Annotated in this window: 10 protein-coding genes; 7 read left to right on the top strand and 3 right to left on the bottom strand. The window is 50.7% G+C overall.

Features of this window, described 5'->3' with window-relative positions; translation table 11 throughout:
- Nucleotide 1: 1 nt before the first annotated feature.
- A complete protein-coding gene (locus tag AC0L4K_RS13245; protein WP_417226933.1) occupies nucleotides 2-721 on the bottom strand; it encodes a response regulator in 720 nt (239 codons plus the stop codon).
- A gap of 336 nt (nucleotides 722-1,057) precedes the next feature.
- Here AC0L4K_RS13245 and peaA point away from each other — a divergent pair, with 336 nt between their 5' ends.
- From peaA to qhpG, 7 genes are all read left to right on the top strand, one after another.
- Nucleotides 1,058-2,653 (top strand): quinohemoprotein amine dehydrogenase subunit alpha, encoded by a 1,596-nt coding sequence (gene peaA / locus AC0L4K_RS13240; RefSeq protein WP_473266605.1) that lies wholly within the window; start codon nucleotides 1,058-1,060, stop codon nucleotides 2,651-2,653.
- 62 nt (nucleotides 2,654-2,715) lie between these two features.
- Nucleotides 2,716-4,149, top strand: a complete 1,434-nt coding sequence (gene peaB, locus AC0L4K_RS13235; protein WP_126159489.1) for a quinohemoprotein amine dehydrogenase maturation protein — start codon at nucleotides 2,716-2,718, stop codon at nucleotides 4,147-4,149.
- Between the two features lie 2 nt (nucleotides 4,150-4,151).
- Entirely contained in the window at nucleotides 4,152-4,478 is a 327-nt protein-coding gene (gene qhpC / locus AC0L4K_RS13230) for a quinohemoprotein amine dehydrogenase subunit gamma (protein WP_126159490.1), read from the top strand.
- Nucleotides 4,479-4,489: 11 nt separating this feature from the next.
- Entirely contained in the window at nucleotides 4,490-5,626 is a 1,137-nt protein-coding gene (peaD, locus tag AC0L4K_RS13225; RefSeq protein WP_320134604.1) for a quinohemoprotein amine dehydrogenase subunit beta, read from the top strand.
- Between the two features lie 84 nt (nucleotides 5,627-5,710).
- Nucleotides 5,711-7,438 (top strand): ABC transporter ATP-binding protein, encoded by a 1,728-nt coding sequence (locus AC0L4K_RS13220; protein WP_473266602.1) that lies wholly within the window; start codon nucleotides 5,711-5,713, stop codon nucleotides 7,436-7,438.
- Nucleotide 7,439: 1 nt separating this feature from the next.
- The gene (gene qhpE, locus AC0L4K_RS13215; RefSeq protein WP_473266599.1) at nucleotides 7,440-8,171 is read left to right on the top strand and encodes a subtilisin-like serine protease QhpE; all 732 of its coding nucleotides are present in this window, start codon (nucleotides 7,440-7,442) and stop codon (nucleotides 8,169-8,171) included.
- Entirely contained in the window at nucleotides 8,171-9,532 is a 1,362-nt protein-coding gene (qhpG, locus tag AC0L4K_RS13210) for a flavin-dependent monooxygenase QhpG (protein ID WP_473266597.1), read from the top strand. The genes qhpE and qhpG overlap by 1 nt, the downstream gene beginning before the upstream one ends.
- Nucleotides 9,533-9,580: 48 nt before the next feature.
- Here the strand turns inward: qhpG and AC0L4K_RS13205 are convergent, their stop codons facing one another.
- Entirely contained in the window at nucleotides 9,581-10,060 is a 480-nt protein-coding gene (locus tag AC0L4K_RS13205) for an NADAR family protein (RefSeq protein ID WP_473266595.1), read from the bottom strand.
- Between the two features lie 334 nt (nucleotides 10,061-10,394).
- A complete protein-coding gene (locus tag AC0L4K_RS13200) occupies nucleotides 10,395-11,894 on the bottom strand; it encodes an aldehyde dehydrogenase family protein (protein ID WP_473266593.1) in 1,500 nt (499 codons plus the stop codon).
- Nucleotides 11,895-11,932: the final 38 nt, after the last annotated feature.

Below are 11,932 nucleotides of genomic sequence, written 5' to 3'. Positions count from 1 at the left end.
GTTATTTTACCTCACCGGCAAACATGTAACCGGCTCCGTGGGCGGTCAAAATAAAGTGAGGGTCGAGAGGGTTGTCGTTGAGTTTACGCCGTAAGCGACCCACTAAAACATCGATCGAGCGGTCATTGGGGGTCCATTCGCGGTCATGGATCGCATCCATTAGCTGGTCTCGGCTGAGCACCTGTCCACGGCTGCTGATCAGTGCATGAAAGAGTTTAAACTCACCCTCTGGCAGCCGCTCCGAACCATCGGGGCCTTCTAATAAGCGGCGGCTGCAGTCGAGGGTCCAGCCTTCAAACTGGATTAGATGACGACTGTTGTTTTTTTCTGGGGTTGCCTGATCGGTCACCCGCCAGAGCAGGTTTTTGGCCCGCACCAGTAGCTCGCGAGGGTTAAAGGGTTTGGTAACATAATCATCGGCCCCGAGCTCGAGGCCAACAATACGGTCGATCTCATCGCCTTTGCTGGTGACCAGAATAATGCCCACTTTGGAATGCGCCCGCAGTTCCCGGGTGAGGGATAAGCCATCTTTACCCGGCAGGTTAATATCGAGCAGCACGAGGTTGATGGTTTCATCCAATACCCGTTGTACTAGGCTTTCGCCATGATCTGTCTCACTGACCCGGTAGCCTTCGCTTTCGAAATAGCTGACCAGCAGCGCACGGGAGGCAAAGTCATCTTCAACAATCAGAATGTGTGGCTGTTCAATGGATAGATTCATGGTCTGCAACTATTATCATTTTGTGGTTACTCGTCACCATCGAGTCTACCAAGCACTTCGCTGTCGGAACAGTGATTCATGCGAAACCCGGGTGTAGATCGTTTTCAGGGTAACTAATTGTAACGTAATAAGTTTATTTGTTATTAATCGGTAATCGTTACATCTTGTTACATTAACGGACAACTTAACACAAATCCCCGGAAATTCATTTACACCTGACCGTTAGTTTGGGTGAAGCTGGTGAGCAGCGATCTAATAATGAAAGATGAGGGCCTGCGCCGGTATTTAATTGACAATACCGGTGCTGCAAAATAATTCTTACAGGAGTGATTGGCCTTGAATAATAATAAATCCAAGTATGCACTACTCAATGCGAGTGCACTGGCGCTGGTGGGGACGATGCTAACCCCTGGGGCGAGTTGGGCTATGGGTGGGGATGAGATCATTAAGGCTAAGTGCCTTCTTTGTCATACTCAGACCGATAATCCTGACAAACCTTATTCTAGAATCAGTGAACAACGCAAAACGCCGGAAGGCTGGCAGATGACGCTGCAACGTATGGAGCATCTTAATGGCTTACATATAACCAGCGAAGAAAAACAGACACTGATTAAGTATCTGTCTGATACTCAAGGCTTGGCGCCGTCCGAAACCGCTAAGCATCGCTATGCGTTAGAACAACAGCCAAATGTTGTTGAAGACGTTGATCCAGCGTATGTCGAAATGTGTGCCCGGTGTCATTCAAACGCCCGCTTTGGTCTGCAGCGCCGGACTGAAGGCGAGTGGAAAGAGTTGGTAACCACCCATATGGCGGTGCATCCAACCCTAGAACTACACGCCTTGTCGCGAGATCGTCGTTGGTACGATATTGCGCTGAATGAAACGGCCCCTAAGCTGGCGATGGATTATGCCTTCAATGATGCAGCTTGGGCTAAGTGGGAAAACGCAGCCAAGCCTGTGCTTAATGGTAGCTGGTCTGTTTCTGGCTTCATGCCAGAAAAAGGTGATTACAGTGCTGTGCTGACGGCCGCTCAAACCTCAAAAGATAACTATTCCGTCACCATGGTCGGGCATTATGCCGATGGCTCTGAACTGCGCGGTACGGGTAGTGCTAAAGTCTTTTCTGGTTTTGAATGGCGTGCCGGTTTGACCCTTGATGGTGTTCGTGTACGTCAAGTCATGGCCGCTTCTGAAGATGGCTCTACGCTGACTGGACGGATGTATCAAAGCGCCCATGACGAAATCGGTGGCGAACTGAAAGCCGTCAATGGAACGGGTATCGTTGCTCTGTCTCCGGCGGCGATTAAGCAAGGCCAGCAAACTCAAATCACCATTAAAGGTGGTTACCTCAACGGTGCGGTGAAACTAGGCAAAGGTGTTCAGGTGGTTAAAGTCCTGTCACGTGATGCGGATCGTGTTGTGGTGTTAGCGAAAGCGTCGGGTTCTGCCGCTGTGGGTATGCGTGATGTTTCCGTTGGTTCGGCCAAGGCGAAAGCGCAGCTAGCGGTGTACGATAAAGTGGCGGCGGTGCAGGTTTCTCCTATGCATGGCTTGGCACGTATCGGTGGCAATGGCGGCAAGATTCCTAAGATCAAATCAACCTTCCGCGCCATCGCTTTTGCCGCGGGTGCTGACGGTAAACCAGGCACTGAGGATGATTTAAACCTCGGTTATATGCCTGCTAACTGGTCGCTTAAACCTCAAAACGAAGTGGCGGCTGAAGATAAAGATCTTGAGTATGCTGGCACCATCGATAGCAAAGGTATCTTCACTCCGGGCGATACGGGTCTTAACCCTAAACGTCGCATGTCTGCCAATAACGTCGGTATGTTGACGGTGGTAGCGACGGTTAAAGAGGGTGGTAAAGCGGTTGAAGGTGAAGCGGATCTGTTGGTGGCAGTGCCGAGTTATATCAAACGCGCCATTCAGTAAGACTGGCACCGATAACAATTGTTAATGACCGCTGTTACCAATAACAAGAAGAGAAATTGAATATGGGATCTTTAACTCTGGTAAAACCCAATCTACACCTCGTAGATGTGGAGGAACGACGGATGTTGTTCCATGTGCCAACCAGCAGTCTGTTTGAGCTGGATGATCTGGGCCGTGAGCTTATTGAACTGTTTACCTCAGAGGGGGAGGTCTCTGCTCCTCAAATTCGTGAACGGTTTGATGGTCGGTTCAGTGCCGGTGATGTGGTTGATACTCTGGATGAGTTAAAGACACTGAAAATTGTGGTTGAAAAGGGTGCCCGGGAGCAGATCAATATTGATCCGAAACCGGTGGACCAGTTTCCATTGACAACCATTGTTTTGAACACCAATACCGGTTGTAACCTCAGCTGTACTTACTGTTATAAAGAAGATCTGACCACCCCATCTGAGGGTGACAAGATGAGCTTTGAAACAGCGGTTCAGTCGATCGAGATGATGCTGAAAGAGTCTCCGGATCAGCGTCAGTACAACGTGGTGTTCTTCGGTGGCGAACCGCTCACCAATATGCCGTTAATACGTAATGTCGTGGCTTATTGTGAAGAGTTGTTTTCGACCCGTGAAGCAGAGGTGAGTTTCACCATGACCACCAACGCCACCATGCTGAACGAAAAGCTGGTGGACTGGTTTAACGAGCACCGTTTTGGCTTAACCATCTCGATGGATGGGCCGAAGGCGATGCACGATAAAAACCGGATCAGTGTCGGTGGCCAAGGCACTTACGATGTCGTTAAACGTAAGGCGCAAATGGTGTTAGCACGCTACAACGCCCGCCCTGTTGGCTGTCGGGTGACGTTGACGCGAGGTATCACCGATGTAGAAGCTATATTCGATCACCTGTATCACGATCTCGGCTTTGCCGAAGTGGGCTTTGGCCCTGTGACCTCAGGCGATATTTCCTCATTCAACCTCACCGGTGAAGAGATGGTTGAGGTGTTTGCGGGTATGAAGCGGTTAGGCCAAAAGTATCTGGATGCGGCTCTTGAGGGCAAAAATCTAGGCTACGGCAATATGCATATGCTGATGACCGATATTCACGAGGGTAATAAGAAACAATTGCCCTGTGGTGCGGGTGTTGGCTTGCTTGCGGTTGATACTAAAGGCGGTATTAACCTCTGTCACCGGTTTACCGGCTCGGATCAGCCTCTGTTTGGCGATGTGAGCGAAGGCTTGGATAAACCGGCATTAGCTGAATTTGTTGAAACCCGATTAGATCGTACCGATACCGGCTGCGAAACCTGCCGAATCCGCAATATCTGTTCTGGCGGTTGTTATCACGAGAGTTATGCCAAATACGGTGATGCGACCGTACCCTCTTATCACTATTGCGACCTACTGCGTGACTGGGTCGACTTCGGTGTTAGAGCGTACACCCACATCATGCTAGAAAATCCGGGCTTTTTTGATGCCCATGTGACTCCGCGACGAGGAGCTTGAAAATGAAACATCTTAAGTCGTTTAATAAAAAAGCAAGAATGATCGACAAGGCAACATCGACCGGTGATGTCGAAGAAGTCGTTGCTATGCAAACCATCGTGGGCTGTACGTCCACTAATGATCCAGGCTGGGAAGTCGATGCGTTCGGTGGTTTGGGTTCACTGTGTCAACCGATGGAATCTGATCTATATGGTTGTGCTGATGCCTGCTGGTGGCCTGCTCAGGTGCCTGACACCATGAGTAACTATCCTGATTGGTCTCAGGATGTGGCGAAGGCGGATGAAGACTGGCGCAAGCTGGACGGCATTTTCCCTGAAGAGCAGAAGTGAAGGAGGCACAGATGAAATTTACCCATACAATAAAAGCCGCTGCCTTGGTTGGTATCGCCGGTACTGTTGCCCTGATGTCTGGTTGTGCGATGAGCCCGTCGGCGGATCTCAACGGTATGAAAGGCGGTGGCCATGAATATCTGTTGACGGTGACCCGTCCGAATCAGTTGCATGTGATCGATACTGAAACCAATAAAATTGTGCGCAGCTGTGATGTGCCAGGCACCTTTGGTCAGGGGACGGTTGAACCGTCTCCGGATGGCCGTATTGCCTATGTCGGCACCAATAAATGGGAAGATGTGGTTGGCTTTGATATTACCAACTGCGATATCGTCTTCTCGGCGAAGCAATCTTATGACAACGTTACCGTTAAAAGCTTTGTGTCACTGGCGGTTAGCCGAGATGGTAAAGAGCTGTACACGGTGCAAAACCCAACCCGTAAGTTGAATGATCGCTATGAAGTGATGGAACCTCAACTGGCGGTATATGACACCAGTGCTGGGCTTAATGCTAAGCCGATCAGAACTTTCCCGGTCGATCGTCAGATCACCAAGATCATGGCAATGGATACCGGTGAAGTCATTCTCGGTGGTAATGATGTGCAGGCGATTAATCCGCAAAACGGTGATATTCGTGTACTGACGTTGTTACAAAACTGGAAGCGGGGCGATAGCTGGACACAGCCTGACGCGTTTGCCATGCACACCTTAGGGGAGCAAGCAGATGAGTTTATCCTGCCGTACTTCACCATTAAGTGGAACGGTGATCCGGGTGATATGGAGAAAGCTGAGTTCTGGTGGGGTATGAGCCGGGTAGATCTTAAAACCGGTGAGGTTGAACAGGGCGAAATATTGCCGTTTGAGTTTATCGTGTTCAACTTTATTACCGATCCGACCGATAGTAATATACTCTACGGAGCGTTTAATACGCTGTCCAAACATGACATTAGCGAGAAAAAGACCCTCGCAGTGCATAATATGGAACATACCTATTACGACCTAAATATGACGCAAAACCGGACCATCTATGTGGGTGGTACTTCGAGTGATATCTCGATCCACGATCCTGATACATTAGAGAAAATTGGTTCAATCAAATTACCGGGTGATCAGTCTACCTCAGCCATGCGGATCGCATTTTTGAAGTAAGCTGACGATTGTTGTTCTGTTAAGTAAAAGGCTGTCCGGTGACAGCCTTTTTTGTATTTAAAGCGAATAATAAAAAGAGTCAACATGATCAGATGGTTAAGTGCAGCAATTGATGGGCAGGATCGAGAGCGGTTAGAAGAGGCGTTTCGTTGGCTCTATACCTTTGTTCGACCGCAATCAAAAGCGATAATTGGCTTAATGCTGCTGTCGGTGTGTTCCTCCGCGTTAGTGTTGCTGCAACCCTGGCTAACCAAGTTGCTGATTGATGAGGGCTTGCTGGCGAAAGATTACGGCATGTTAGTCACCATGGCGGTAACGATGATTTTCGTCGGTATCTTCAGCACCGGCTTGTCGGGTATTAGCCGCTATCTACACACCCGTTTATCGGGTCGAATTCTGTTTGCCCTGCGCGAACATCTGTATGAGCATTTACAAACCCTGTCGCCGCAGTTTTATGGTGGCCGACGGATCGGCGATATTCTCTCCCGTCTCGATGGGGATGTGTCTCAGATTCAGCGCTTTGCCGTTGATAGTATGTTCTCGGCATTAAGCAGTGTGTTGGGTTTGGCTGGCGCGTTCGCACTCTTGATAACGCTTTCATGGAAGCTCTCGTTATTAGTGTTGGTGCTGATTCCTTTAGAAGTGCTTTGGCTGCGCTGGATGCGCCGTAAAGTTGAGCGCCAAGCGCGGATTATTCGCGAACGTTCGGCCGATCTTAGCTCTTTTTTAGTGGAAACCCTGCCTGCAATGAAGTTTATTCAGGCGGTATCCCAAGAAAAACGGGAATCCAGTAAACTGCATAACCTGAGTAATCACTATCTTACCGATCTGCTTAAACTACAGGTCACCGAATTTTTCACTCAAGCGGTGCCCGGCACCCTGACCTCACTGACCCGCGCCACAGCATTTCTGATCGGCGGTTATTGGGTGATTGAAGGGCAGTGGCAATTGGGCTCTTTAATCGCGTTTTCGACCTATTTGGGGATGGCCACCGGCCCAGTGCAAAGTTTATTGGGGCTGTATGTGGCGATTCAGCGGATGTCGGTCAGCCTCGATCGGGTCATGGACTTGCGTCGGGCAGAGCCGGATATCGCTGCACCTGAGAACCCCACCACACTGGCCGATGATATGCGCGGTGAAATTCAGTTTGATCGGGTGTGCTTCCGCTATCAAGATCGCGCAACGATTCTCGATCATGCCAGTGTTGTGCTGCCTGCTGGCGGCAGTATCGCCTTGATTGGCCCCTCTGGGGTGGGTAAATCCACTGTGATTGATCTGCTGATGCGCTATTACGATCCGCAGCAGGGGCGTATTTTGATCGATGGTATTAATTTGAAGCAATTGGCACCAATGGAACTGCGTAAGCGGGTGGCGTTGGTGAGCCAAGATATCACTATCTTTCGCGGCACCTTGATGGAGAATATCCGTTATGCCGCGCCAGAGGCGACCGATGCCGAGGTGTTAGCCGCCACGGAACAGGCCCAATTGTCGGCGTTAATTGAGTCCCTGCCGTTGGGCTTAGAAACCCCGTTGGGTGAACGTGGTAGTCAGCTGTCTGGTGGCCAGAAACAACGGGTGGCGATCGCTCGGGCGATTTTGCAGCAGCCGGTGATCTTGATTTTAGATGAGGCGACCTCGGCGGTGGATGAAGCCACCGAAACCGAAGTGATTGCCAATGTTAACCGGGTGTTTGCCGGTAAAACCCGGATCCTGATCAGCCATCGGGCCTCGACGCTCAGTGGGGTTGATCTGCGGATTGAATTAAAAGGTGGCCAGCTGGTGGTAGAAAACTCAGTGTCGGAGGTTGAGTAACATGGGATTAACAACATCCAACCCGGTGATAATCGGTATTGTTGATAGCGGTTGTGGTTTTGCCAGATCGGCAAAGACCGGCGTCGAGCGGGTGATTGCCGCGCAGGGGTTTAAATATGATGAGGGTGTCGTCTTAACACCGGCCGGTGATGATCAACTTGGGCATGGTTCTGCGCTGTTAGAGGTGATGGCAACCCAAGCACCGGCAGCAGACTTTGCTATTGCCCAGATCTTCCACGAGCGTTTAAGCACAACACCGGCACAAGTGGCCGCCGCCATCGATTGGTTGGTGGAACAGAAGGTTGATCTTATCAATCTGAGCTTAGGGCTTCGTAATGACCGAGAGGTGTTACGCCGTGCCTGTGAAAAGGCGGTTGCTGCTGGGGTGATCATCTGTGCCTCGTCGCCTGCTAAAGGGGACCCTGTTTACCCTTCGGCTTATCCCGGTGTGTTTCGTATGACCGGCGATGCCCGTTGTGAAAACGTTACTCAGTTATCCTGTTTGAAAACCCAATATGCGGATTTTGGTGGTTATGTAAAAGCCGCCAACGGGGTGATCGGTGCCAGTGCCGGCTGTGCTCAGTTGACCGGTCATATTGGCCGCTATTTGAGCGAAGGTGGAAAGGCTCAGCAGGCGGCGGTCGATCACTGGCTGGAAAGTCAGGCCGGTTACTTTGGCGTCGAAGTGCGCTTCCCCGCGGCGGAAGGTGCCCGCAACGGAGGGAGTGAATAATGAACAGTGTCCAACAGAGCATGGCAAAGATTGTCGTGCTTGGGGGCGGCCCTGCTGGAGGAGCCACCGCATTAGGGTTAAAAAAACTGGGTTATCAAGTCACCGTCATCACTCAGCCGCGACCTTTTAAAGCGGTTGAGGGGATCTCAGAACGCGTGTTGGAAGGTTTACGTAATGCGGGCTTTCAACAGGCTCTCGCCAATTTACCAGCGGCGTCTCCACGGATGGCTAGTTGGAACGGTGAAACCAATAGCGCCAATACCGAAAGATTGATTAATCGTAGTGAGTTAGACCGAGGGATCGGGTTGGATTTGCAGGCCGCGGGCGTTACGGTTATTGATGGTCGTGTGGACAGGGTTAACCCGAACGATGACGGTTATGCTATTTCGGTTAAGACTGATGGGGATGTTGCTGCCGCACAACTGATCACCGCTGATTTTCTGGTGGAAGCGCGGGGTCGCAGTGCGCCCGGTGCCGGTCTTGAACGCTTACGCGGCAGTGAAGCGGTGTCATTGTTGCAATATTGGCAGGGTGCGCCCTGTCAACCACAGTCCGCCGCTGAGAGCTTTCAGGATGGCTGGGCGTGGATGGCGGCTTGGTCCGATGGCACACGCTATCTGCAGCTGACCTTTGATGTGGCTAGTGCTAATCTGCCGGATAAATCCCAGTTAATTGATCACTGCAATCGCATCTTACGGACGCTACCGAGTGCCGGGCCCTTTTTAGATAGTGCCGAGCCAAGCGGGATTATCCATGCCCGCACCAGTACGCCGGTACTTTGCAAGGAAGCGGTGGGGGGGAACTGGATCAGGGTGGGGGATGCCGCGATGGCTGTCGATCCACTCTCGGGTAATGGTATTTTTCAAGCGCTTTCCAGTGCCCTACAAGCCCCTGCAGTGATCAACACCCTGTTACAGCAACCAGAACGTGCCGCGTTAGCGAAGCAGTTTTATCAACAACGGGTCGACCATCTGTTTTACCGTTTTGCCCGTATTGGACGAGATTTTTATGCCTCTGAAGCGCGTTGGGATAATCCATTCTGGGTCACTCGACGAAACTGGCCCGATAGCGAACCGTTACATCAGGAAACCGATCCCGCGTCCTTAAAGGTTGAGACATTACCCGTAGTCAGTAACGGCTTGATTACCGCTCAAGAAGTGGTCACGACCAATGATCAACCTCTCGGTATTTGGCATTTGAATGGCTTAGCGATGGCGCCAGTGGTGCGGGCTTTGCAACAGCGCGCGGCGGATGAGAATCCTCAGGACTGTCTGCAACAAACATTAGGGCTGGCACCGTCCACGGCAGAAGGTTTGACCCGCTGGCTGTATCAGAATAGTTGGCTAGCATCCGTGCGGTAGAGTAAGCTGAGCTTAAAACTCGTTATTCTAGGCTGTCGGTGAGTGAGGCTAAGACTTCTTTTGTTGCGCCTCTTCGGCTAGCTTGTTACGGATATCCATCAGCATGTGACCGTAGGCATTATGACCTCGCATATCGCGGCCACTGCCCCAGAAATAGTCGTACTGGCTAAGGTCAGCAATGTCGATATCGCCGCTATCGAGCAGTGTTTGAGCGATATCGGGATAGGTACGGCATTTGATGTAAGTACCACGGGTCATGACGGTGACCTTAATCTTATCCCAGTCTTTGCGTTTATCGTGTTGTCTGCTTTTACCGAGCTTCACCGCGTCTGTCGGTGTGGCCGCCTGACGAATCTGCTTAGCATACTCCGCATCACCAAATTTCATTGCCTGATAATAGTGTTCTACCGAAGGCCATTCATAACCATCCAATTCAAATGTGTGTTTTGAATATGATGCCAGTGGATTATTCGGGTCACCGCGGTTGACTGTTAGGCGCTTTTTCTCTTCTTTCGGTTTAAAAAACATGTTTTTTCCAAGTGACTAACGGTGTTTACCTAACAGCAGTAGGATTAGCGGCATTAGGCTGAGTGAGTCGTCGAGTGGGTATTTCAAGGCTGATTAGCGGTTAGCCTAGAGTCCTTAACTGACTAAATTAAAGTATTAAATTAGCGGTTTTTCTGCTTGAGGGAAAGCGTTGTTTTTACGTGGGGTGACGGTTGCTTTGTCAGGCGAGAGGATTCGTTGTCAAAGGGGGAAAAGTGAAAGTGGATAGTCGTGTTAAGCGTCGTTGCACTATGGTCAGGGTGAAAAAAGAGCAACAGATCACTCCGCTACTCTTTTTGTTAAGTGCTGATCGGGTTTAGATGCTCATCAATACCGATTTTACTTCGGTGTAATGTTCGATCACATCACTGCCCATCTCCCGGCCTAGGCCTGACTGTTTATAGCCACCGAACGGTAGGGCCGGATCGAGTGCGGTATGGCAGTTAACCCAGACGGAACCGGATTTGATGCGCGGGATCATCCGGTGTACCTGCGAGAGGTTGTTTGACCAGATGCTGGCACCGAGGCCGTATTGGCTGTCGTTCGCGATACGTACCGCTTCTTCAATATCATCAAAAGGCATCGCGACCAGTACCGGGCCAAAGATCTCTTCCTGTACCACCGCAGATTTTTGGTCGACATCCACCATCACTGTTGGTTTAACGAAGAAACCCGGGCCATCTACGGCACCGCCACCGGTGGTAATAGTGGCACCACTCTGACGTCCTTGATCGATATAGTTACACACTCGTTGTTGCTGTTTCGCCGAGATCAGTGGGCCCATCTGCGTATTAGGGTTTAGGCCTGCTCCGATGGTCATCTCTTCGGCAATGCTTGAGATATCGGCAACGACGTTATCGAAGTGTTTTTTGTGCACATATAAACGTGAACCGGCACAGCATACCTGCCCTTGGTTAAAGAAGATGGCATTGGCTGCACCGGCCGCTGCAGTAGGGATATCGGCATCTTCTAAAACGATGGTGGGGGATTTACCACCGAGTTCCAGTGTCACCCGTGTCATGGTATCCATCGCGGCTTTACCGATGAGCTTGCCGACCTCTGTCGAACCGGTAAAGGTGAGTTTATCCACATCGGGGTGATGAGATAGGGCTGAACCTGCTTCGATACCGGTGCCGGTAACAACATTCAAGACGCCCGGTGGATAACCCGCTTCCAGTGCCAGTTTACCTAGCATCAGGGCGGTGAGTGGTGTTTCATCAGCTGGTTTCAGTACCACGGTACAACCTGACGCGAGTGCTGGGCCGAGTTTCCAGCAGGCGAGTAGCAGAGGGAAGTTCCAAGCGACAATAGCGCCGACCACACCGACCGCTTCCCGACGGGTATAGCCATGGAACTGAGCATCCGGCATAAAGGGCACGGAAACATCAACACTACGCCCCTCGATTTTAGTGGCAAAACCAGCCATATAGCGCAGGAAGTCGATACCCAGACGGATATCCACATGTTCTGCGACGGCGACATTTTTACCATTATCCAGTGTTTCGATTTCAGCCAGCAAGCCCGCATTTTTTTCAATCAGATCGGCGAAGTTCCATAACAGTTTTTGACGATCGACGGGCTTGATACGGCTCCATTCTGAATCTTCAAACGTTTTACGGGCTGTAGCGACCGCTTTATCAATATCCGCTTTGCTGCCACTCGGTACGGTGGCCATCTGTTCGCCATTGGCAGGGTTGATAACCGGTAGAGTGCGGCCATCTTCGGCATCAAGCCATTGGTCGCCGATCAAAAATTTATGCTGACGTTGAATAAAATCTAGCGCTGCTGTCGAAGGGGAGAATTGTGTTTCGCTCATATTTATAAACCTTATTATCGTTATGTTTTTTGTGACCG

The organism is Amphritea sp. GJ51-11 (assembly GCF_055808735.1).
Note: the sequence above shows the minus strand (reverse complement) of the source record. Positions and strands in the feature narration are given on the sequence as shown.

Excerpts from the sequence above, each read along its gene's own strand:
- AC0L4K_RS13245 (WP_417226933.1), bottom strand. The coding sequence starts at position 721 with ATGAATCTATCCATTGAACAGCCACACATTCTGATTGTTGAAGATGAC.
- peaB (WP_126159489.1), top strand. The coding sequence starts at position 2,716 with ATGGGATCTTTAACTCTGGTAAAACCCAATCTACACCTCGTAGATGTG.
- qhpC (WP_126159490.1), top strand. The coding sequence starts at position 4,152 with ATGAAACATCTTAAGTCGTTTAATAAAAAAGCAAGAATGATCGACAAG.
- peaD (WP_320134604.1), top strand. The coding sequence starts at position 4,490 with ATGAAATTTACCCATACAATAAAAGCCGCTGCCTTGGTTGGTATCGCC.
- AC0L4K_RS13220 (WP_473266602.1), top strand. The coding sequence starts at position 5,711 with ATGATCAGATGGTTAAGTGCAGCAATTGATGGGCAGGATCGAGAGCGG.
- qhpE (WP_473266599.1), top strand. The coding sequence starts at position 7,440 with ATGGGATTAACAACATCCAACCCGGTGATAATCGGTATTGTTGATAGC.
- qhpG (WP_473266597.1), top strand. The coding sequence starts at position 8,171 with ATGAACAGTGTCCAACAGAGCATGGCAAAGATTGTCGTGCTTGGGGGC.
- AC0L4K_RS13205 (WP_473266595.1), bottom strand. The coding sequence starts at position 10,060 with ATGTTTTTTAAACCGAAAGAAGAGAAAAAGCGCCTAACAGTCAACCGC.
- AC0L4K_RS13200 (WP_473266593.1), bottom strand. The coding sequence starts at position 11,894 with ATGAGCGAAACACAATTCTCCCCTTCGACAGCAGCGCTAGATTTTATT.